The following is a 22045-nucleotide window of genomic DNA, read 5'->3' as shown; positions in this document are numbered from 1 at the left end:
CTTGCTCGCGAAGTAACTGAACGAGGTCCCAGGAAAAGCCACTAAGCTTCAGCTTGTAATTGACCGTACCGCAAACCGACACTGGTGCGCGAGATGAGTATTCTAAGGCGCTTGAGAGAACTCTGGAGAAGGAACTCGGCAAATTGACACCGTAACTTCGGAAGAAGGTGTGCCCTTGTAGTGTGATGAGAACATCTGAGCACGAACGGGTTGCAAAAAATTGGTGGCTGCGACTGTTTATTAAAAACACAGCACTCTGCAAACACGAAAGTGGACGTATAGGGTGTGACGCCTGCCCGGTGCTGGAAGATTAATTGATGGGGTGCAAGCTCTTGATCGAAGTCCCAGTAAACGGCGGCCGTAACTATAACGGTCCTAAGGTAGCGAAATTCCTTGTCGGGTAAGTTCCGACCTGCACGAATGGCGTAACGATGGCCACACTGTCTCCTCCAGAGACTCAGCGAAGTTGAAATGTTTGTGATGATGCAATCTCCCCGCGGAAAGACGGAAAGACCCCATGAACCTTTACTGTAGCTTTGTATTGAATTTTGAACAGATCTGTGTAGGATAGGTGGGAGGCTTTGAAGCAGGGTCGCTAGATCTTGTGGAGCCAACGTTGAAATACCACCCTGGTGTGTTTGAGGTTCTAACCTAGGTCCCTTATCGGGATCGGGGACAGTGCATGGTAGGCAGTTTGACTGGGGCGGTCTCCTCCCAAAGTGTAACGGAGGAGTTCGAAGGTACGCTAGGTACGGTCGGACATCGTGCTAATAGTGCAATGGCATAAGCGTGCTTAACTGCGAGACTGACAAGTCGAGCAGATGCGAAAGCAGGACATAGTGATCCGGTGGTTCTGTATGGAAGGGCCATCGCTCAACGGATAAAAGGTACTCTGGGGATAACAGGCTGATACCGCCCAAGAGTTCATATCGACGGCGGTGTTTGGCACCTCGATGTCGGCTCATCTCATCCTGGGGCTGTAGCCGGTCCCAAGGGTATGGCTGTTCGCCATTTAAAGAGGTACGTGAGCTGGGTTTAAAACGTCGTGAGACAGTTTGGTCCCTATCTTCCGTGGGCGCTGCAGATTTGAGGAAGCCTGCTCCTAGTACGAGAGGACCGGAGTGGACGCACCTCTGGTGTACCGGTTGTCACGCCAGTGGCATTGCCGGGTAGCTAAGTGCGGAAGAGATAACCGCTGAAAGCATCTAAGCGGGAAACTCGTTCCAAGATGAGATCTGCCGGGGCCTTGAGCCCCCTAAAGAGTCGTTCAAGACCAGGACGTTGATAGGTCAGGTGTGGAAGCGCAGTAATGCGTTAAGCTAACTGATACTAATTGCTCGTGCGGCTTGACCCTATAACTTTGACGATAATCGTCCAAGTGCAAATGTTATTGTTATGCCCCCGTGGACAACTCACGTTGTTCCACATCGTTGGCAGCAATCAAAATCAGCTGATTCGAAACTCTATGAATTCGTCCCTGTTGTGCACCAGCACAGCAAGGACAACCCGTTATGCCTGACGACCATAGCAAGTTGGTACCACTCCTTCCCATCCCGAACAGGACAGTGAAACGACTTTGCGCCGATGATAGTGCGGATTCCCGTGTGAAAGTAGGTCATCGTCAGGCTCTTACTCCCCCTAACCCCCTCGTACCTCGCGTACTTGGGGGTTTCGGCTTTTCTTCGTCTGCGCTGTTAGCACCGCCGTTGGTGGGCACGCTGGCTATCCATCATGTGTTGATCACCAGATCGCCGTCCAGCCGCAGTGCGTTGCTGCTTTGCAATTCTGTGAGCAAGCGATCCAGCCATTCCATTTGTTGTTGATCGCTGTCGGGCGGCATCGTGTTGCTCAGATATGGCGTATTTCTGGCCCACGTCAGCAAATCGTTTCGCGCAATTGTTCGCCATTCCAGCAATCGGAACTTGATCAAAACCTTGACCGCGTGTCGATGGTGCTTTTCCGGCGAACGGGTGAACTGCGCTAACCGGCTTCGGGCCCTTGTGATCGCTGGCCCGACATCCTGGAACACGCTGCCATGGCCCGGAATCACGGTCTGCGGTTTCAGACTTTCGATCAAGTCCAGTGTTTCTCCCACTTCCTCAAACGCGGCCTGTCCTTCCAGTTCCGGGAAGACGACACCAAATCCGTTTTGCCACAAGGCATCGGCGGAGATCAGAACCCGATGGTCGGGCTGGAAAAGGATGATTGAATGCGGGTCATGGCCTTTTGCACCATGTATCTGCCAGCTCCTTGAACCCAGCCGCAGTTCCTGACCTGGAAGCAGTAGGCCCTGATGTCGAAAGGGAGGACATTTTTGGCCAGTGGGTGTGTAAGTCAGCGCGACGGGGTCCCAATTGGCGACGCTGTCGGCCTGCCCTGGCGGAATCAAGGTCATGAGCTGGGGATACCTGTGCTGCAGCGCAGCGTTGCCCCCGCAATGGTCGCTGTGGAGGTGGGTGTTGAGCAACACATCCAGAGGCGTCTCAGCAAGCTCGCCGGTCACCAGCGCCAGTGTCTGGCTGGCATGACTGCCATAGCCGGAATCGACGAGTGCCGTGGGACCCTCGCCTTGAATCAAGGTGTTGTTGGCGGAGAGCCAACCCCGTTCGAAAACGGTGGCGCCCACCGCCTTGAGGGTTTCCGCGACTGAAGGCGCTTCCATCATGGGTGTGTTTGGCCTGAGAGGTCCGTCAGACCGGCGCACGAAGCGCGCGCCGCAGGATCTTGCCGACGTTGGTCTTGGGGAGTTCGTCGCGGAATTCGATGTACTTGGGCCGTTTGTAGCCGGTGAGGTTGTCGTGGCAGTACCGGGCCACGTCTTCCTCGCGCAGTATCGGATCGCTGCGCACCACGAACACCTTGATGGCTTCGCCTTGTTTCGCGTCTTCCACGCCAATGGCGGCACATTCCAGCACGCCGGGGCACATGGCGATGACGTTCTCCAGTTCGTTGGGAAAGACGTTGAAGCCGGAAACCAAAATCATGTCTTTCTTGCGGTCCACGATGCGGGTGTAGCCCCGTTCGTCCATGATGCCGACATCGCCCGTGCGCATGTACCCGTCTGCCGTGAACGCCTGAGTCGTCTCTTCTGGCTGGTTGTAGTAGCCCGTCATGACGTTGGGTCCTTGAATGCAGATTTCGCCGGGGGTGCCCAGCGGAAGGCTGTTGCCCTCGTCGTCCTTGATGGCGATGGCGATGCCCGGCAATGGAAGCCCGATCGTGCCTGTGAAGTCGCGGTTGATCACCGGGTTGTTGGTACCAATGGCACAGGTTTCGCTCATGCCCCAACCTTCAATCATCGGGCAGCCGGTGACCTTGAGCCATTGCTTGGCGGTTGATTCTGAAGCGGCCATGCCGCCCGCCTGCGACAGGGCCAGGCTGGAAAAATCGAGCTGGCGGAACTGCGGGTTCTGCAGCAGGGCGTTGAACAGGGTGTTGACCGCCGGCAGCAGGTGAAACGGGCGCCGCTTCAGTGTTTCAACCAGTTTGGGCACGTCCCTGGGGTTGGGAATCAGGGTCATGTGTGCTCCCCAGCGCATGGTCAGCAGGCTGAGCGTGAGCGCGAAGATGTGGTACAGCGGGAGTGCCGCGATGGCGTTGACCACGCGGATATCGCCAACGCGCGCAAGCGCGGGCTGGAACCAGGCCTCGGCTTGCAAGACAGCGGCGATGATGTTGCGGTGGGTGAGCACCGCGCCTTTGGAGAGGCCGGTGGTCCCGCCGGTGTACTGCAGGAACGCGATGTCATCGGCATGGGCCAGGCTGGGTCTGAGTGTTTGGCCGGTACCTTCGGCCAGCGCCTGGCGGAAGCTGGAGATGGTGCGCGGCCCCAGCACGCCGGTCACTGGTAGCTTGTAAGCGGGGACCAGCTTCGCCAGATGCCGGACAGCGAAACTGATCCAACGGCCGTACCAGAAGCCGAGCAGATCGCCCAGGCTGGCGACCACCACGTGGCGCAATTGGGTGACGTCGATGACTTCTTCGAGTGTGTGGGCAAAGTTTTCCAGGATGACGATGGCCTCGGCGCCGGAGTCCTTGAGCTGGTGTTCCAGCTCACGCGCGGTGTACAGGGGATTGACATTGACCACCGTGTAGCCCGCGCGCACCACGGCTGCCATGGCCACCAGGAACTGCGGCACATTGGGCAGCATGATGGCCACTCGGGCACCCGGAGCGAGTCCCTTGGCCTGCAGCCAGGCACCCAGGGCCGCACTGTGTTGATCGAGCTCGCCGTAGCTCATCCAGCGCTCCATGCACACGGCCACGGGTTGTCGCGCGTTCTTTCGAAACGACTCTTCCAGCAGGGTGGCCAGTGAGCGGTATTGCTCGGGTTGAACGTCGTGTGCAACGCCAGCGGGGTAGTGGGACAGCCAGGGACGGTTCATGTTCATGACGGGTGTTGGTCTGGGTGCATTCTGTCGGGCAGAACCGCGTTGGCACACAGGGCCAGCCCTAGGGCCGTGTCACCCAAAGCACAGAGGGCGCTGAAATGACTCAGGCCCGCGCCAGCTCGTCGGCGAGCGCCCGCTGGCAGCTGTCTGGCGCGGCATCAAACAGGGTATCGATCCACGCGTGCTCGCGCTCGTTGATGGTCGCCAGGAACGCCTGGGCGTCGCCCAGGGAGGCAAAAGCCGAAAACCCGCTCTCCAGAAACTGTTGCAAAGAAGACAGGCCGGCCGCCTGCGCGGGCTTTCGCATGAGTTTGAGCGCGATGGACAGGGACCTCATCCGGGTCAGCCGCTGCAGTTCGCGGCCCATGTGTTTCACCACCGAGAGTTGCCGGTCGCGCAGCGGGCGTTCACCGGTGAGGCGCCAGCTGCGCACATAGCGTTCGGCTTCGCTGCGAGAACTGTCTTGCGCCAACCAGTGCGTGGCCAGTTGGTGGTCCAGCGTTTCGGTGAGCGCGTGGGTCTCGGCCAGATCCACCGCGAGATCCGCCACGGCGTCCGGGAACATGCGTTCGATAGCCCCTGCGATGCGTCCGAACTGCGCATCACGCTCGGTGAAGTCGTGCTCGCCGTAGAGCTCATCGAGGAAAAAACGGGTGGCTTCCGCATAGCGAGGCTGGACAAGAAAGTCGGCGTAGGTGGCGCGAAAGCGCCTCGCCTGCAGCTGCTTGACCTGGTGCACGGCACTGGCCAAGCCGGCGTCGAGGGCCTGCTCACGCAGATGCGCCACACGCTGCAGATGCATGCGGATCTGTTCTGCGGCGCTGGTCACGGCGTTCATTGAAAACCAGTCTACCGCTGCAACAGACCGTTCTGCTAGGGCGTGCGCTCTACCAACCCGCAGGCAACACCCGGCGATGGCGTGCGATAGTTCAGCGATGTTCGATAGACAAGTTGCTGATTCCAACGGGCGGGTCGCGGTCCACCACGCATCCGGACTCGCACGCCTGCAGCAAGGACTCATGCTCGGGTCGTTGGCGCTGGCCGCTGGCTGGAGTCTGTGGGCCTGGAGTTGGTCAGGCCCCGCAGCGTTGCTCGGTGTGCTGGTGCTGTTGGGGGGCTATGCCGTGGTGCTGGCGCTGGAGTTCGTGGTGGTCGGCGTGGTGAACCGGAGCGACCCGACACCCCGCGCCCATGCGGGAACCTTGTTGTGCGCCTGGTGGCAGGAGGTGCGGGTAGCCCCCCGGGTGTTTTCCTGGCGGCAGCCTTTTCGCTGGCGCTGTCTGCCGGATGAAGACGTGCCGCCGGCACCGGGTCGCACAGCGGTGGTCTTTGTGCACGGCTTTGTGTGCAACCGCGGCTTCTGGCTGCCCTGGATGCACGAACTGCGGCAGCGCGGCGTGCCCTACACCTCTGTGAATCTGGAGCCGGTGTTCGGTTCGATAGATACGTATGGTCCTTTGATCGACGATGCCGTGCGGCGCGCGCACGCGCTCACCGGTCAACCGCCGATGCTGGTGTGTCACAGCATGGGCGGCCTGGCGGCGCGCGCCTGGCTGGACGCGGTGCCCGGTGCGGACCAGCGGGTGAGCCGCATCGTGACCATCGGCTCGCCACACCACGGCACGTGGCTGGCCCAGTTCAGCCGCGTGGACAACGGTCGCCAGATGCGGATCGGCGGGGACTGGTTGCGTTCACTCCAGGCGCGTGAGGCTGGGACAGCGCCGAACCACCGGTACGACCGCTTTGTCTGCTGGTATTCCAACGCGGACAACATCGTGTTCCCCGCCGCCACGGCGACACTGCCAGGCGCCGACAACCGCCATGTGCCTGGCGTGTCGCACGTGGCCATGGCGTTTCACCCCCAGGTGATGCGCGACACGCTGGCCTTGTTGCCCAGGGCCTAACTCGCAGCCGCCTGAGCGCTGGCACGAAGATCCACCGCGTCCGCAGGCGGACGATGGACCTCCACGCCTGACCGGCGGTTATTCGGCCTTGGTTCCCGTCGCCAGCACCCCACGCCGCATCTGGTCGAGTTCCATGGTCTCGAACAGCGCCTTGAAGTTGCCCTCGCCAAAGCCCTCGTTGCCCTTGCGCTGGATGAACTCGAAAAAGATCGGGCCGAGCTGGTTCTCGCTGAAGATCTGCAGCAGCAGTTCGCCGGGCTTGCCGTCCACGAGGATGTTGCGCTGCTGCAGTTCGGCGACGTTTTCGCCGTGGCCGGGAATGCGCTTGTCGAGCAGTTCGTAATAAGTGTCGCTGGTGTTGAGCAGCTTCACCCCGGCGAGCTCCAGCGCATCCACCGTGTCGTACAGCTGGGTCGAGCCCATGGCGATGTGCTGGATGCCTTCGCCGTGGTAACGGTCCAGGTACTCCTGGATCTGGCCGGCCTTTTCGTTGCCTTCTTCGTTGATCGGAATGCGGATCTTGCCGCAGGGGCTGGTCATGGCCTTGCTCTTCACACCCGTGGCCTGGCCCTCGATGTCGAAGTAACGCACTTCGCGGAAGTTGAACAGGCGCTCGTAGAACCCGGCCCATTCGTCCATGCGGCCGCGGTGCACGTTGTGTGTCAGGTGGTCGATGTAGGTCAGGCCGTGGCCCACCGGGTTCAGCTCGGCGCCGGGCAGCGGCTCGAAGTCCACATCGAAGAAGCCGATGTTTCCGATATCGCCCGGCTGCGCGCCGTTCTTGCCGCGCCAGCGGTCGATGAAATAGATGATGGAGTCGCCGATGCCTTTGATGGCCGGGATGTTGAGCTCGCCCGGTGCCGCGGTGTTGGCGTAACCCCACGCGCCCAGCGAAAGGGCGCGCTCGTAGGCGGCCTTGGCATCGCGCACGCGGAAGGCAATGGCGCACACGCTGGGGCCGTGCAGGCGGGCGAAGCGCTGGGCGAAGCTGTCGGGCTCGGCGTTGATGATGAAGTTGATCTCGCCCTGGCGGTACAGCGTCACAGCCTTGTGGCGGTGCTTCGCGATCGGCTTGAAACCCATGCGCTCGAACAGCGCGCCCATGGCGGCGGGATCGGGCGCGGCGTATTCGATGAACTCGAAACCGTCGGTGCCCATGGGGTTCTCCCAGGTGGCAGCGGCTGAGGTGACGGCGGCGGGCAGGCTGGCGTTCATGGTGGTCTCCTTGTGGTGTGGTGAAAGCGAAGCGCCACTGTATCGGCGCAGCGTGTCACGATTCCAGCGTTTTGGGGCGTCCCGTTTGTCCTTTTTGCAGCATTCCTGCAAAATGAACAGCATGCAAGCACTGGACAAGCTCGATCGCCACATTTTGCGCAGCCTGCAGGCCGATGGCCGGGCCACCTACGACCAGATCGCCGAGGTGGTGGGGCTGTCGCCCAGCGCCGTGCTCAGGCGGGTGAAGCGGCTGGAAGAGGTCGGCGTGATCGACCGCTATGTGGCGCTGGTCAAGCCCGAGGCCGTGGGTCTGGGTCTGACGGCCTACGTCAACGTGCGGCTGGAGAAGCACGCGGAGAGCGCCAAGCGCAACCCCATGGACCAGTTCCGCGCCAGCGTGCAGGGTTGGCCCGAGGTGGTGGAGTGCGCCGCACTCACAGGCGAAATGGACTTCCAGCTGCGGCTGGTGGTGGCCGATATGGCGGCCTACTCGCGCTTCATGATGGACACCCTGCTCAAGCACCCCAGCGTGCAGGACTGCAAGACCAGTTTCGTGATGGACCGGGTGAAAAGCACCACCGCTTTGCCCGTGTGATGCGCCCCTTTTTGGGGCGTTTTGCTGCATCGCAACAATATCAGCTGACGAGCGGTCGAAATGCCGCCCGCCCGTCGGGTTTTTCCCGCTTTAGAGAACCCACATCCTTGTCGATATAGGGATAACCCTTATATTTCAGGCCATGGTCGATCCGCTCTCCTGGTTCAAGTCGTCCGCGTCACGCGGCGCGGTGGTGCCACGCCAGCTGGACGATGTGGCGCCGGGTGAGTTGCGCAAGACCGGCTCTTCCACCTCGATGGCCGTGCCCATCCGGTCCATGGGGCTTGGGCATCTGGAGCGCATCACCGCCCACCTGCTGGCGCTGGAGCCGCACGACCGCTACCTGCGCTTTGGTTATGCGGCCAACGACGAGCAGATCCAGCGCTACGTGGCGAGCCTGAACTTTGCGCGCGACGAACTGTTCGGCATCTTCAACCGCAAGCTCGAACTCATCGCCATGGCCCACCTGGCCTATTCGGTGGATCCGCAGTGCACCAGTTGCGCCGAGTTCGGTGTCTCCGTGTCCCGCCAGGCCCGAGGCCGCGGCTACGGCAGCCGCCTCTTCGAACGGGCGGTCATGCACGCGCGCAACGAGGGCGTGAGCCAGCTGTTCATCCATGCGTTGTCTGAAAACACCACCATGCTGCGCATTGCCCGCAAGGCCGGTGCCACGATCGTGCGCGACGGCTCCGAAAGCGAAGCCCACCTGCACCTGCCCCCGGCCGATTTCGACTCGCGCGTGACCGAGCTGGTCAACGAGCAGATGGCCCTGACCAACTACCACCTCAAGGTCCAGGCACGGCAGTTCTGGGATGGGCTGGCCCTGCTGATGGAAATCCGCCAGGGCGTGCGCGAATCGCGCGAACGCGTGCGCGGCTGACGGGGCAAGGCTGATCCGGTTGTCCCGTGCGGGCCGGCCGGGCGCTCCGGGACGGCGTCTCTCTGGATGCCGTCATGGGCTTGCGGTATCCTTCGAACTCCTTCCACCAACCCCTTCCTTCAGTGGCCGACATCCCCCCCAGTCCCGGGCCGCAGCGCAGCCTGCGGCATGAAGACAAACGTGGTTTCCTGCAAAAGCTCGCGGAGTTCATCCACCCCGGGCCGGATTCCAAGGACGAGTTGATCGAAACCCTGGCCGAGGCCGAGGACAACGACATCATCAACGCCGAGTCGCGCGTCATGCTCGAAGGCGTGATCCGCATCGCCGACATGTCGGCCGGCGATGTGATGGTGGCAGCCCCGCGTATGGACGTGCTCAACATCGATGCACCTTACGACGAGCTGCTGCACCTGGTCATCGACACCGCGCACTCGCGCTTCCCGGTGTACGAGGGCGAGACCGAAAACATCATCGGCATCCTGCTCGCCAAAGACCTGCTCAAGCTCCAGCGCGCGCCCGAACTCAACATCCGCGCCCTGCTGCGCCCCGCCACCTTCGTGCCCGAGAGCAAGGGTCTGAACGACCTGCTGCGCGAATTCCGTGGCAACCGCAACCACCTGGCCATCGTGATCGACGAGTTCGGCCGTGTGGCCGGCCTCATCACCATCGAGGACGTGCTGGAAGAAATCGTGGGCGAGATCGAAGACGAGTTCGACGTGGTCGAAGACGACGGCGACATCTTCGCGCTGGCCGACAGCACCTGGCGCGTCAGCGGCGACACCTCCATCGAGCGCATCAACGAGTCCTTCGGCCTCAAGCTGGCGGTGGACGATTTCGACACCATCGGCGGTCTCATCGCGCACACCATGGGCCACGTGCCCAAGCGCGGCGAGCAGCATGAGATCGATGGCCTGCGCTTTGTGGTGTTGCACACCAAAGGCGGCGCGGTCAAATGGTTCAAGGTGATGCCGACACCTTTGGTCGATTGAGCCCGACCCGCGATCACGCCCACATGTCACCGGACCGCCATGCGCAGCCTGTTCGGTAACCTGCACACGCCGTCGAGCTTCTCCCCCCTCAGTGGTCAGCCACCGGGACGCCCTGCCCGTGGCAGCGGCCTGTTCTGGCTAGTGATCTGTGTGTTGGCCGGCTGGCTGCAGGCGGCTGCCCTGGCCTGGCCCGTGCGCGGCTGGAGCCCGCCGGGCCTGTCGCCCGGCGAGCCCAGTGGCTGGCTGCAGATCGGATCGCTGGCGCTGCTGGTGCTGGCCCTGCTGCATGTGCACCAGGCGCGCCAGGGCGTCTGGCGCGCCTGGGTGTTTGCCACGGCCTGGCTGGCCTCGACCTTCTGGTGGTTGTTTGTTTCCATGCACACCTACGGCGGCCTGCCGGCCTGGCTGGCGGCGCTGGCCGTGGTGATGCTGGCGGGTCTGCTGGCGCTCTATTACGCGCTGGCGGCGGGCCTGATGTGCGCGCTGGCACCGCGTTCGCGCCTCCGGCAGGCCGGGATGTTCGCGGCGCTCTGGACCCTGGCCGAGCTCGCGCGCGGTCGCTGGCTGACAGGGTTCCCCTGGGGTGCCGGCGGCTACGCCCAGGTCGACCTGATGGCGGCCTGGGCGCCCTGGGTGGGGGTGTACGGCATGGGCGCGATCGCCGCGCTGCTGGCTTATGCGCTCGCGGTGGGGTTGTCGGCGATGGGGGCCTGGGTGCTCAGCGCCATGGTTCCCCCGACGCGCCGACCCGGTGCCCCCGATCCCGTGCGCTGGTACCACCAGCGAGGCCGCGCGCTGGCCGCTACCCAGGCGGTCGCTGGCGCGGTGTTGCTGGGCGCGCTGTTGTCGAGCGTGCTGTGGGGTGACGCGTGGCGCGACCATGGGCAGCGCGACACAGCCGCCCATGGCGAACTCCGGGTCTGGCTGCTGCAGGGCAATATCGCCCAGGATCAGAAATTCGAACCCGGCACCGGTGTCGCCCAGGCCTTGCGCTGGTACCCGGAACAGATCGCCGTGGCGGCCGAGGCGGCGCGCGTCGACACGCTGCGCGGGCCACAGCTGGTGGTGGCGCCCGAGACGGCGTTGCCGATGTTGCCCGAACAACTGGGTGACGCGTTCTGGCAGCCGCTCCTGCGAGGGCTGTCGCAACCGGGTGCCTCGGTGGGTGCGTTGCTGGGTCTGCCGCTGGGCAGCTACGAGCAGGGTTACACCAACTCGGCCTGGGGCATCGAGCCGGGCACCGCCGCGGCGCCACAACCCGACGGGTTTTTCCGTTACGACAAACACCACCTGGTGCCCTTCGGCGAATTCATACCGCCCATGTTTCGCTGGTTCACCGACCTGATGCGCATTCCCCTGGGCGACTTCAACCGGGGCGCACTGGCGCAGCCCGCCTGGTCCTGGGCCGGGCAGCGCATCGCGCCCAACATCTGCTACGAAGACCTGTTCGGCGAGGAGCTGGCCGCCTCGTTTCAGAGCCCCGGGACCGCCCCCACGGTGCTGGTCAACCTGAGCAACCTTGCCTGGTTTGACGACTCGGTGGCGATCGACCAGCACCTGCAGATCTCGCGCTTGCGCGCCCTGGAGCTGGGGCGGCCCATGCTTCGCTCCACCAACACCGGCGCCACCGCGGTCATCAACCACCGCGGCGAAGTCACACACCAGTTGCCGCGCCAGACCCGGGGCCGGCTGGAGGCCGTGGTCGAAGGGCGCAGCGGCAGCACGCCCTTTGCCCGCTGGGCCGGGCGCTGGGGTCTTTGGCCGGTCTGGGTGGCGTGCCTGACCGTGGTCGCGCTGCTGGCCAGCCGCCGACCCCGGCGCCGCCGCGCGCGCGGCGCCTGAATGCCCCCACGGCCAAAGGCTGGCGCCCCGTAAAATCCAGCTTCTGCGCAGTGCGCCCGTCCGGGCGGCTGCCCCTCGCTCCCAGAACACTTCCGGCCCGGACTTCGCACCGGCCCCCTCCCGCATGTTGACCTTCCAGCAAATCATTCTGAAACTGCAGTCCTATTGGGACGCCCAGGGCTGCGCGCTGCTGCAGCCCTACGACATGGAGGTCGGCGCCGGCACCAGCCACACCGCCACCTTCCTGCGCGCGCTCGGCCCCGAGCCCTGGAAGGCCGCCTACGTGCAGCCCAGCCGCCGCCCGAAAGACGGCCGCTACGGCGAGAACCCCAACCGCCTGCAGCACTACTACCAGTACCAGGTGGTCTTGAAGCCCGCACCCAGCAACATCCTGGAGCTCTACCTGGGCTCGCTCGAAGCGCTGGACTTCGACCTGAAGAAGAACGACATCCGCTTCGTCGAAGACGACTGGGAAAACCCCACGCTCGGCGCCTGGGGCCTGGGCTGGGAGGTCTGGCTCAACGGCATGGAGGTGACGCAGTTCACCTACTTCCAGCAGGTCGGCGGCATCGACTGCAAGCCCATCACCGGCGAGATCACCTACGGCCTGGAGCGCCTGGCCATGTACCTGCAGGGCGTGGACAATGTCTACGACCTGGTGTGGACGAACCGTGCCGATGGCTCCAGTCTGAGCTATGGCGACGTCTACCTGCAGAACGAAAAGGAACAGTCGGCCTACAACTTCGAGCACTCGGACGCCGACTTCCTGTTCACCGCCTTCAGCGCCCATGAGAAGCAGGCCAAACACCTGATGGAGCAGCAGCTCGCGCTGCCCGCGTACGAGCAGGTCCTGAAGTGCGCGCACAGCTTCAACCTGCTGGATGCGCGCGGCGCCATTTCCGTGACCGAACGTGCCGCCTACATCGGCCGCATTCGCGACCTCGCGCGCAAGGTCGCCCGCGCCTACCTCGACAGCCGCGCCCGCCTGGGCTTCCCCATGGCGCCCAAGGCCTGGAGCGACGAAGTGCTGGCCGAGCTGGCCAAAGCCGAACAGAAGAAGGCCGCGTGAGCCGGAGAGCACAAGAATGACAACCAAGAACCTCCTCGTCGAACTGTTTGTGGAAGAGCTGCCGCCCAAGGCGCTCAAGAAGCTGGGCGATGCCTTCGCCGGCGTGCTGTTTGAACAACTCAAGGCCCAGGGTCTGACGGCTGCCGACTCCACCGTGACACCCTTCGCCTCGCCGCGCCGCCTGGCGGCGCACGTGAGCGCCGTGGCCGAGCGCGCCGCCGACAAGGCCGTGTCGCAAAAGCTCATGCCGGTGAGCGTGGGCCTGGACGCCAGCGGCCAGCCCACGCCCGCGCTGCTCAAGCGCCTGGGGGCGCTGGGTGCTGACGCGTCGGCCGTGGCCGGCTTGAAGCGTGCGCCCGACGGCAAGGCCGAAGCGCTGTTCTACGACAGCGTGGTGCCTGGCGTGGACCTGGCCGTGGGCCTGCAGAAGGCGCTGGACGAAGCGATTGCCAAGCTGCCAATCCCCAAGGTGATGAGCTACCAGCTCGAAACCGACTGCGAACTGCCCGGCTGGAGCAGCGTGCACTTCGTGCGCCCGGCGCACGGTCTGGTGGCGCTGCACGGCAGCAGCGTGGTGCCGGTGAAGGCGCTGGGGCTGACGTCGGGCAACAGCACCCAGGGCCACCGCTTCGAAGCAGCCAAGTCGCCCGTGCTGCTGGCCGATGCCGACAGCTACGCGCAGACCCTGCTGACCGACGGCTCGGTGATCGCCAGCTTCAACGACCGCCGCTTCGCCATCGTGCAGCAGCTCGCGCAAGCCGCCGAGCGCCTGGGCCCGGGCTACGAGGTGCTGATGGACGAGGCCCTGCTGGACGAAGTGACCGCGCTGGTCGAGCGGCCCAACGTGCTGACCTGCGGCTTCGAGGAGCAGTTCCTCGAAGTGCCGCAGGAGTGCCTGATCCTCACGATGAAGGCCAACCAGAAGTACTTCCCGCTGGTCGACACCCACGGCAAGCTGACCAACCAGTTCCTGGTGGTGAGCAACATCAGCCCGGACGACGCCAGCGCCGTGATCGGTGGCAACGAGCGCGTGGTGCGCCCACGCCTGGCCGACGCCAAGTTTTTCTTCGACCAGGATCGCAAGAAGACGCTGGCCTCGCGCGTTGAAGGCCTGGGCAAAGTGGTCTATCACAACAAGCTCGGTACGCAAGGCGAGCGCGTGGAGCGCGTGCGCGCGATCGCCCGTGCCATCGGCCAGCAGCTCGGCGGCGATGTGTTGGCGCAGAGCGCCGACACTGCGGCCCAACTGGCCAAGACCGACCTGCTGACCGACATGGTGGGCGAGTTCCCCGAGCTGCAGGGCATCATGGGCGGCTACTACGCGCGCCACGACGGCCTGAGCGAAGACATCGCCTTCGCGATCGAAGACCACTACAAGCCCCGCTTTGCCGGCGACGAGCTGCCGCGCACGATGACCGGTCTGGTGGTGGCACTGGCCGACAAGCTGGAAACGCTGGTGGGCATGTTCGGTATCGGCAACTTGCCAACCGGCGACAAGGACCCGTTTGCGCTGCGCCGGCACGCGTTGGGCGTGATCCGGATGTTGGTGGAGAAGGACTTGCCGCTGGAGTTGACCGCACTGCTGGCTACCGCCGCGCCCGCATTTGGCGAAAAGATCACTGACGCCACAAGCGCACTGACCGACTTCATCTACGACCGCCTTGCCGGTGGCCTGCGCGAGCAGGGCGCCAGCGCCCAGGAAGTCGACGCTGTTCTGGCCCTGCGCCCACAGCGCCTGGCCGACGTGACCCAGCGCCTGCAGGCCGTGCGCGCCTTCGCGGCGCTGCCCGCCGCAGCGGCGCTGGCGGCCGCCAACAAACGCATCGGCAACATCCTCAAGAAATCCGAAGGCGAGGGCGCCGCGGTGCAGGAGTCCCGCCTGGTCGAAGCCGCCGAGCAGGAGCTGTTTGCCGCCATGCAGAAGACCGTGCCAGCGGCCGACGCCGAGTTCGCCAACGGCGACTACACCGCCTCACTGATGACGCTGGCCGCGCTACGCGCGCCGGTCGATGCCTTCTTCGACGGCGTGATGGTGAACGCCGAAGACCCGGCGCTCAAGGCCAACCGCCTGGGCCTGCTGAAGTATCTGCACGAAGCCATGAACCGCGTGGCCGACCTGTCCCGTCTGGCAACATGACAGCCCCCACGCTCCGCCGCTACGCGGGTCGCTGCCCCCCGAGAGGGCGCGACCTTGCTTGGGGCGGCCCGGCGCAGCGGCCCTCACCTCTGTGGAGCACCGCATGAAACTGCTGATCCTCGACCGCGACGGCACGCTCAACCGCAGCCGCGATGACTACGTCGCCTCGCCCGACGAGTGGGAGGCCCTGCCCGGGGCGCTCGAAGCCGTGGCGCGGCTCAACCAGGGCGGCTGGCGCGTGGTGCTGGCGACCAACCAGAGCGGCATCGGCCGGGGCCTGTTTGACATGGCCTCATTGAACGCGATCCACGCCAAGATGCACCGCCAGCTGGCTGCCGCCGGGGCTCGCGTGGAGGCGGTGTTTTTCTGCCCGCATGCGCCCGAGGATGCTTGCCACTGCCGCAAGCCTGCGCCGGGTCTATTCGAGCAGATTGGCGTGCGTTTCGGTGTGCCACTGATGGGTGTTCCCGTGGCGGGCAATGCGCTGCGCCATGTGCAGGCCGGCAGCGCCGCGGGCTGCACCCCGCATCTGCTGCTGACCGGCAAATCCGAGCACCTGCGCGGGCGCGCCGGGCCGGATGCCGAGGCCGACCTGGCCATGCTGCACCCCCATCTGCCGTCGGGCACCCGGCTGCACGATGACCTGCCCGCCTTTGCCGAATGGCTGCTGGCGCAGGAAGTGGCCCCAACCTGAACCCTCCCTCTCCATGATCGTCGTCAACTTCCTGCGTGCCGTTCTGCATCTCCTGTTCATGGTGGTGACCGTGATTCCGTGGGCGCTGGCGGTGGTGATCGCCGCGCCGTTCATGAAGCCTGACCGGATCTACTGGATGTGCGCGCGCTGGCTCAAGCTGGCGGTGGACGGTGGCACGGTGATCCTGGGCATCCGCAACCAGGTGATCGGTTTCGAGAACCTGCCGGTGGGCAGCACGGCGCCCGCGGTGCTGCTGGTCAAGCACCAGTCGCTCTGGGAGACCTTCAGCATGGCCGCGCTGATGCCGCACCCGCTGGCCTTTGTCTTCAAGAAAGAGTTGCTGAAGGTGCCGTTTTTTGGCTGGGCCATGGCGCGCATGGACATGATCCACATCGACCGGGCCGACGGTGCGCGCGCCTTCGCCAAGGTGGTGCAGCAAGGGCAGCGGTTGCTGGACCAGGGCACCTGGGTGATCATGTTTCCCGAGGGCACGCGGATTCCCCGCGGCGAGAAGGGCACGTACAAGAGCGGGGGCACCCGCCTCGCGATCCGCACCGGCGCGCCGGTGATTCCGGTCGCCGTGACCTCGGCCAAGTGCTGGCCGCGCAAGGCCTTCATCAAGAAGCCCGGCGTGGTGGAGTTTTCGATCGGCAAACCGATCCCCAGCGCGGGCCGTCAGCCGGACGAGCTGATGCGCGAGGTGGAGGACTGGATCGAGACCGAGATGCGGCGCCTCGACCCCACGGCTTACCCCGCGCCCGCCAAGGATTGACCACTGCCATGCAGCGCTTCGTGCAACTGGCGCTTGATTTCCTGACCGGGCCTGAGCCCGTGGTGCTGTCCCAGCCGCCTGCGCCGGTGGCGAAGCCCCGACCTGCGGCACCGCCCGCCGAACCGCTGAGTGAGGTGTTTCAGCCCGGCACCTGGCACCACCCGCGCGCCAACCGGCTGCTCAAGCTGGGCAGTTGCGATGTGGCCTACGAGTTCAAACGCGGCAAGCGCCGCACCATCGGCCTGTCGGTCGGGCCCGATGGCCTGAGCGTGAGTGCGCCGCGCTGGACGCCGGTGGGCGAGGTCGAAGCCTTGCTGCACGACAAGGCCGGCTGGGTGCTGGAAAAACTGCAGAACGCCCGTCAGCGCGCCGGGGAGCTGGCGCAGGCCCGAACCATCTGGGCCAATGGCGCCGAGCTGGACTTTCTGGGCCAGCGCGTGCGCCTGGTGCTGGACCCGGCGCACGGGTTCGCGCAGGTCGGCGCTGTGCTGGAGCCGGCTGCCATCGATGCGCCCGATGCCGTGGGCGCCCTCCGGCTGGGGCTGGCCCACAACGCCACCGAGACCCAGATCCGCGACGCGGCGCAGGCCTGGCTGATGCGCCAGGCCAAGCGCGTGTTCGCCGAACGGCTGGATCATTTTTCGCCGCTGCTGGGTGTGCGCTATGAAAAATTGCGCCTGTCCAGCGCCGGCACGCGCTGGGGCAGCGCCAGCGCCGACGGCACCATCCGGCTGAACTGGCGGCTGATCCACCTGAAGATGGAGATGGTGGACTACGTCGTGGTGCACGAGCTCAGCCACCTGCGCCACATGGACCACAGCCCGCAGTTCTGGGACGTGGTGGCGAGCGTGATGCCGGACCACATGGCCCGGCGGCGCGCGCTCAAGCGGGCTGCGGTGCCGCTCGGCGAGTGAGTCTCAAACGGCCTTGAAGCGGTAGATGCCCTCGGCATCGCGTTCTCGCCGCACCTGGCCGCCAAACCACAACCGGTGCAGATGCGCCACCGCTTCGCCCATGGCGAAGGTGGTCTGGTGCAGGTCCAGTTCGCGCTGGAACAGCAGGGGAATCGCGTCCGCGCCGCTGATGGGTCGCTCACGGCAGGCGTCGAGCAGTTCATCCAGGCGTTCGGCGTGGTGGTCTTTCAGCTGCTGGATGCGTTCATGCAGCCCGGTGAAGGGTTTGCCGTGCGAAGGCAGCACCAGCGTGGCTTCGGGCAGCGGCAGGTATTTGTCGAGCGAGTCCAGAAACAGCGTCAGCGCATCGGCTTCGGGCTCGATGTCGTACACGCTCACGTTGGTGCTGATGCGCGGCAAGACCATGTCGCCGCTGATCAGCACCTGCAGTTCGTCGTTATAGAGCGCGATGTGTTCCGGCGCGTGGCCGTGGCCGCTGATGCCGCGCCAGCCGCGTCCGCCGATGGACACGGTCTGGCCGTCCATCAGGCGGCGGTAGCGCGGCGGGACCGCCGGCACCATGCCGGGGTAGTAGCTCGCACGGCCGCGGATCTTTTCCAGGCTGTCGGGGTCGGTCATGCCGTGGGACGCAAAGAAGTCGGCCGCACTGGCGCCACCAAAACCGGTGGTGCTTTGTGAGCCGATGCGCGCCGAGTTGTAGTCGGTGGCGCTGATCCACAACATGCATTCCCACCGCTCGCACAGCCAGTAGGCCAGCCCGATGTGGTCCGGGTGCATGTGGGTCACGATCACGCGCAGGATGGGCAGGCCGTCGAGTTCGTTGGCAAAGATCTGCTCCCACTGCGCCTTGGCTTCATCGCGCGAGATGCAGCAGTCCACCACCGTCCAGCCCTCCACGCCGTCCAGTACATCGCGCAGCAGCCAGAGGTTGATGTGGTCCAGCGCAAACGGCAACGCCATGCGGATCCACTTCACCCCCGGCGCCACCGTGAGCGTGTGGCCAGTTTCGGGCAGCGCGTTGCCCAGCGGGTAGTGCAGGCGGGCTTCGAGCTGCTCTCGGGTGGGGGGATTCATGCGCGGGTGGATTCCGTTAAGATGCCGACGAATGACGTTAACGTAAACGTCAAGAGATGCAGGGCATTCTACGGAGCGGAGTTCCGATGCACTGTCCGCCACCCGACAAGACCCACCAGCCCCCATGGCGAGCAACCCGACCTACACCATCAGCGATCTGGCGCGCGAGTTCGACCTCACCACGCGCGCCATCCGCTTCTATGAAGACATGGGCCTGCTGCAACCGCAGCGCGAAGGGCCGGGTGGGCGCAACCGGGTCTACAGCGCGCGCGACCGCACGCGCCTGAAGCTCACGCTGCGCGCCAAGCGTCTGGGGCTCTCGCTCACCGAGGCCAAGGACATCATCCAGATGTACGACAGCCCGCGCGACACCGGGCCACAGCTGCGCAAGTTCCTCGCCGTGCTGGCCGAACACAAGCGCCAGCTCGAAGAGCAGATGGCCGATCTGGTGGCCAACCTGGACGAGGTCAAGGTGCACGAGAAGGAAGCGCGGGCCTTGCTGGCCAAGGTGGACAAAACGACCAAGCCCGACAAGGTCTGATTGGCTCCTGCTGCAAGGGCCGTGGCTTTCTACCCCGGGCTGCGGCGCTGCTGCAGCCTCAAGCGGCGCCGCCAGCGGCCGCACCTTCGGCGTACTGGCGCTGGAAGGCTTCGCTCGGCGGGATCGGCTGGATCACGTCGATCATCACGCCATTTGGGTCCTGCACGATGAAGTGGCGCTGGCCGAAGTCTTCGTCGCGCAACGCCAGCAGCATGGGCAGCCCCTGCGCGACGGCGCGCTGGTATTCGGCGTCCACATCCGCCACCTCGAAGTTGAGCAGCAGGCCAGCGGCCTGATGGCCACGCCCTGCCTCGGGGATGGAGGCGTGGTCGCGGTCGAGGATGGCCAGGTTGACCGACGCGTCTTCGGCGGACTGCAGGTGCACATACCAGTCGCTGTCGAACTGGCGTGTGAAGCGGAAATGCATTTCGTAGAAGCGGGCGGTCGCCGCCACGCGGTCGGTCATGAGAACGGGGTAGTACTGCGTCGATTTCATGGCTGGGCTCCTGGGCGAAAGTTACATACACTATGCATGCAAGTTCAATATAGCATACAGACTGTATGTATAAAGGGCCGCCATGAACCGTCGATCGCAAGGAGAACGCACCGAAACCACCCGGGCCGCGCTGGTGCAGGCCGCGCGGGGGCTGTTCGAGGAACGCGGCTACGCCGGCACCGGCACGCCCGAGATCGTGGCGGCTGCGAAGGTGACGCGTGGCGCGCTCTACCACCACTTCACCGACAAGGCCGAGCTGTTCGAAGCGGTGGCACGGCAGCTGGCGCAGGAGGTGGCGGACGAGATCGCCCGGCAGGCCAGCGGGCACAGCGATCCGGTCGAGGCACTGATGGCCGGCGCCCAGGCCTATTTCGCGGCCATGGTGCGCCAAGGTCGCGCCCGCCTGCTGCTGCTGGAAGCGCCCGCCGTGCTCAGGGCCGAGCAGGTGATGGCGTTGAGCGATGTCGCCGGATTGGGTGCTCTGCAGGAAGGCTTGCAAGAGGCGCTGCAGGGCGATGACAAGACCGCGGTGCCGCTGCGCGAGCTCGCCGTACTGTTGTCGGCGGCGTTCGACCGCGCGGCGCTGGCGATCGCTCGGGGCGAATCCGCTGCGCCTTACGAACAGGCGATCCGTCTGCTGCTGTCGCGCCTGGTCGCCTGAGCGTGCATCTGGCCCTTGGTCCGGTCAGGGTTGCCCCGGGCTTGGCGAACCCGGTATGCATGGGTCATAATTGACGTTTACGTAAACGTCAACTGAAACCGCCCATGACCGAGCCAGTGAACCCCAACGACGCCCTGCGCGAGCGCGTGCAGACCAGCCTGGACCGCCAGGGGATGATGCAGGCGCTGGGCGTTCGGCTGCTGGCCGTGGCGCCCGGCACCGTGACGCTGGCGTTGCCGTACTCCGACCGCGTGACGCAGCAGCAGGGCGGCTTTCATGGCGGCGCCATGGGGGCGCTGGCCGACATCGCGGGCGGCTACGCGGCGCTGACCGTGGCGCCCGAAGGCATGGAGGTCACGACCGTGGAATACAAGATCAATTTCCTCGCGGCCTTCCTGGGCGGCGAGCTGCAGGCCACGGGCCGCGTCACCAAGGCTGGCAAACGCATCATCGTCACTGCGGCCGAGGTGGTGCACGTGGCCACCGATGGCAAACGCTCGGATTGCGCCGTGATGCAGCAGACCCTGGTGCCGGTGCCCAAGACTTACTGACCGCTGTTGCCCTCATCCCGGCCCTCTCCCGGATGAGAGGGCGTGAATACCCCAAAACCCCATCCCCAGGAGACACCCCATGAACAACCTGCCCGGCCTCAATTTCCAGCTCGGTGAAGACATCGACGCCCTGCGCGACGCGGTTCGCGAATTCGCGCAAGCCGAGATTGCGCCCCGCGCCGCCGAGATCGACAAAACCGACCAGTTCCCGATGGACTGCTGGCGCAAGATGGGCGAGCTCGGCGTGCTCGGCATCACCGTGCCCGAAGAGTTTGGCGGCGCCAACATGGGTTACCTGGCGCACATGGTGGCCATGGAAGAGATCAGCCGCGCCAGCGCCTCGGTGGGCCTGAGCTATGGCGCGCACAGCAACCTGTGCGTGAACCAGATCAACCGCAACGGTACGCCCGAGCAGAAAGCCAAATACCTGCCCAAGCTGATCAGCGGTGAACACGTGGGCGCGCTCGCCATGAGCGAACCCGGCGCCGGCTCCGACGTGATCAGCATGAAGCTGAAGGCCGAAGACAAGGGCGGTTACTACCTGCTCAACGGCAACAAGATGTGGATCACCAACGGCCCCGACGCCGACACCCTGGTGGTCTACGCCAAGAGCGAACCCGAGATGGGCGCGCGCGGCGTCACCGCCTTCCTGATCGAAAAAGGCATGCCAGGTTTCAGCATCGCGCAGAAGCTCGACAAGCTGGGCATGCGCGGCAGCCACACCGGCGAGCTGGTGTTCCAGAACGTCGAGGTGCCGGCACAGAACATCCTGGGCGGCCTGAACATGGGCGCCAAGGTGCTGATGAGCGGTCTGGACTACGAGCGTGCCGTGCTCACCGGTGGGCCGCTGGGCATCATGCAGTCGGTCATGGACAACGTGATCCCCTACATCCACGACCGCAAGCAGTTCGGCCAGAGCATCGGCGAGTTCCAGCTGATCCAGGGCAAGGTGGCCGACATGTACACCGTGCTGCAGGCCGCGCGCAGCTTCGCCTACACCGTGGCCAAGAACCTCGACCTGCTGGGCACCGACCACGTGCGCCAGGTGCGCAAGGACTGTGCCTCGGTCATTCTCTGGACCGCCGAGAAGGCGACCTGGATGGCGGGCGAGGGCGTTCAGATCTACGGCGGCAACGGCTACATCAACGAGTACCCGCTGGGCCGCCTCTGGCGCGACGCCAAGCTGTACGAGATCGGCGCCGGCACGAGTGAAATCCGCCGCATGCTGATCGGGCGCGAGCTGTTCGCCGAGACCTGCTGAAACACCGATTGACATCGGGGTGAACCGGCCTTGCCCGACAATGGCCAGGCTGTTCAACC

20 protein-coding genes and 2 rRNA genes (1 of these 22 running past the window's edge) are annotated in these 22045 nt (G+C 64.8%); 16 read left to right on the top strand and 6 right to left on the bottom strand.

Annotated elements, in window-relative coordinates; all coding sequences use genetic code 11:
- A 23S ribosomal RNA gene (locus tag F3K02_RS01120) occupies nt 1–1354 on the top strand; it begins 1525 nt to the left of the window's first position.
- A 160-nt stretch (nt 1355–1514) separates the two neighbouring features.
- Nucleotides 1515–1627, top strand: a 5S ribosomal RNA gene (gene rrf / locus F3K02_RS01115).
- 102 nt (nt 1628–1729) lie between these two features.
- On the opposite strand, the gene F3K02_RS01110 is transcribed toward rrf, so the two are convergent.
- From F3K02_RS01110 to F3K02_RS01100, 3 genes are all read right to left on the bottom strand, one after another.
- The gene (locus tag F3K02_RS01110; RefSeq protein ID WP_177132775.1) at nt 1730–2662 is read right to left on the bottom strand and encodes an MBL fold metallo-hydrolase; all 933 of its coding nucleotides are present in this window, start codon (nt 2660–2662) and stop codon (nt 1730–1732) included.
- A 28-nt stretch (nt 2663–2690) separates the two neighbouring features.
- Nucleotides 2691–4385: an AMP-binding protein gene (locus F3K02_RS01105; RefSeq protein WP_177132773.1), complete on the bottom strand. Its 1695-nt coding sequence runs from the start codon at nt 4383–4385 to the stop codon at nt 2691–2693.
- 109 nt (nt 4386–4494) lie between these two features.
- Nucleotides 4495–5229 (bottom strand): FFLEELY motif protein, encoded by a 735-nt coding sequence (locus F3K02_RS01100; RefSeq protein ID WP_246309049.1) that lies wholly within the window; start codon nt 5227–5229, stop codon nt 4495–4497.
- Between the two features lie 181 nt (nt 5230–5410).
- On the opposite strand from F3K02_RS01100, the gene F3K02_RS01095 reads away from it, so the two are divergent.
- Nucleotides 5411–6295 (top strand): esterase/lipase family protein, encoded by an 885-nt coding sequence (locus tag F3K02_RS01095; RefSeq protein WP_246309048.1) that lies wholly within the window; start codon nt 5411–5413, stop codon nt 6293–6295.
- A 78-nt stretch (nt 6296–6373) separates the two neighbouring features.
- On the opposite strand, the gene hppD is transcribed toward F3K02_RS01095, so the two are convergent.
- Complete coding sequence (gene hppD, locus F3K02_RS01090) at nt 6374–7510, bottom strand: 4-hydroxyphenylpyruvate dioxygenase (protein WP_177132402.1); 1137 nt, start codon at nt 7508–7510, stop codon at nt 6374–6376.
- Between the two features lie 121 nt (nt 7511–7631).
- Here hppD and F3K02_RS01085 point away from each other — a divergent pair, with 121 nt between their 5' ends.
- The 9 genes from F3K02_RS01085 (at nt 7632) to F3K02_RS01045 (ending at nt 17402) form a co-directional block, all read left to right on the top strand.
- The gene (locus F3K02_RS01085) at nt 7632–8105 is read left to right on the top strand and encodes an Lrp/AsnC family transcriptional regulator (RefSeq protein WP_177132400.1); all 474 of its coding nucleotides are present in this window, start codon (nt 7632–7634) and stop codon (nt 8103–8105) included.
- 142 nt (nt 8106–8247) lie between these two features.
- Nucleotides 8248–8985, top strand: coding sequence for a GNAT family N-acetyltransferase (locus F3K02_RS01080; RefSeq protein ID WP_177132397.1), 738 nt, complete (start codon nt 8248–8250; stop codon nt 8983–8985).
- A gap of 122 nt (nt 8986–9107) precedes the next feature.
- Nucleotides 9108–9974: a CorC family transporter gene (locus F3K02_RS01075; protein WP_226464832.1), complete on the top strand. Its 867-nt coding sequence runs from the start codon at nt 9108–9110 to the stop codon at nt 9972–9974.
- A gap of 39 nt (nt 9975–10013) precedes the next feature.
- Nucleotides 10014–11816: an apolipoprotein N-acyltransferase gene (lnt, locus tag F3K02_RS01070; protein WP_177132387.1), complete on the top strand. Its 1803-nt coding sequence runs from the start codon at nt 10014–10016 to the stop codon at nt 11814–11816.
- A 124-nt stretch (nt 11817–11940) separates the two neighbouring features.
- Nucleotides 11941–12885 (top strand): glycine--tRNA ligase subunit alpha, encoded by a 945-nt coding sequence (gene glyQ, locus F3K02_RS01065; RefSeq protein ID WP_177132384.1) that lies wholly within the window; start codon nt 11941–11943, stop codon nt 12883–12885.
- A 16-nt stretch (nt 12886–12901) separates the two neighbouring features.
- On the top strand, nt 12902–15022 hold the full coding sequence (glyS, locus tag F3K02_RS01060; protein ID WP_177132382.1) for a glycine--tRNA ligase subunit beta: 2121 nt from the start codon (nt 12902–12904) through the stop codon (nt 15020–15022).
- Between the two features lie 103 nt (nt 15023–15125).
- Nucleotides 15126–15716, top strand: coding sequence for a D-glycero-beta-D-manno-heptose 1,7-bisphosphate 7-phosphatase (gmhB, locus tag F3K02_RS01055; RefSeq protein WP_177132380.1), 591 nt, complete (start codon nt 15126–15128; stop codon nt 15714–15716).
- Nucleotides 15717–15729: 13 nt separating this feature from the next.
- Nucleotides 15730–16488: a lysophospholipid acyltransferase family protein gene (locus F3K02_RS01050; RefSeq protein WP_177132378.1), complete on the top strand. Its 759-nt coding sequence runs from the start codon at nt 15730–15732 to the stop codon at nt 16486–16488.
- Between the two features lie 8 nt (nt 16489–16496).
- Nucleotides 16497–17402, top strand: coding sequence for a M48 family metallopeptidase (locus F3K02_RS01045; protein ID WP_177132375.1), 906 nt, complete (start codon nt 16497–16499; stop codon nt 17400–17402).
- Nucleotides 17403–17405: 3 nt separating this feature from the next.
- Here the strand turns inward: F3K02_RS01045 and F3K02_RS01040 are convergent, their stop codons facing one another.
- Nucleotides 17406–18476, bottom strand: coding sequence for an MBL fold metallo-hydrolase (locus F3K02_RS01040; RefSeq protein WP_177132374.1), 1071 nt, complete (start codon nt 18474–18476; stop codon nt 17406–17408).
- Nucleotides 18477–18600: 124 nt separating this feature from the next.
- Here F3K02_RS01040 and F3K02_RS01035 point away from each other — a divergent pair, with 124 nt between their 5' ends.
- On the top strand, nt 18601–19017 hold the full coding sequence (locus F3K02_RS01035) for a MerR family transcriptional regulator (protein ID WP_177132372.1): 417 nt from the start codon (nt 18601–18603) through the stop codon (nt 19015–19017).
- Nucleotides 19018–19075: 58 nt separating this feature from the next.
- On the opposite strand, the gene F3K02_RS01030 is transcribed toward F3K02_RS01035, so the two are convergent.
- Nucleotides 19076–19513, bottom strand: a complete 438-nt coding sequence (locus tag F3K02_RS01030; protein WP_177132370.1) for a VOC family protein — start codon at nt 19511–19513, stop codon at nt 19076–19078.
- An 82-nt stretch (nt 19514–19595) separates the two neighbouring features.
- On the opposite strand from F3K02_RS01030, the gene F3K02_RS01025 reads away from it, so the two are divergent.
- The 3 genes from F3K02_RS01025 to F3K02_RS01015 all read left to right on the top strand — a co-directional run bounded on the left by F3K02_RS01025 (nt 19596) and on the right by F3K02_RS01015 (nt 21986).
- The gene (locus F3K02_RS01025) at nt 19596–20174 is read left to right on the top strand and encodes a TetR/AcrR family transcriptional regulator (RefSeq protein ID WP_177132368.1); all 579 of its coding nucleotides are present in this window, start codon (nt 19596–19598) and stop codon (nt 20172–20174) included.
- Between the two features lie 104 nt (nt 20175–20278).
- Complete coding sequence (locus F3K02_RS01020) at nt 20279–20725, top strand: PaaI family thioesterase (protein ID WP_177132366.1); 447 nt, start codon at nt 20279–20281, stop codon at nt 20723–20725.
- A gap of 79 nt (nt 20726–20804) precedes the next feature.
- The gene (locus tag F3K02_RS01015) at nt 20805–21986 is read left to right on the top strand and encodes an isovaleryl-CoA dehydrogenase (protein ID WP_177132365.1); all 1182 of its coding nucleotides are present in this window, start codon (nt 20805–20807) and stop codon (nt 21984–21986) included.
- Nucleotides 21987–22045 lie beyond the last annotated feature (59 nt).

The organism is Hydrogenophaga aromaticivorans (assembly GCF_013387465.1).
Taxonomy (GTDB): Bacteria; Pseudomonadota; Gammaproteobacteria; order Burkholderiales; family Burkholderiaceae_C; genus Hydrogenophaga; species Hydrogenophaga aromaticivorans.
This window is presented reverse-complemented; position numbering and strand designations above follow the sequence as displayed.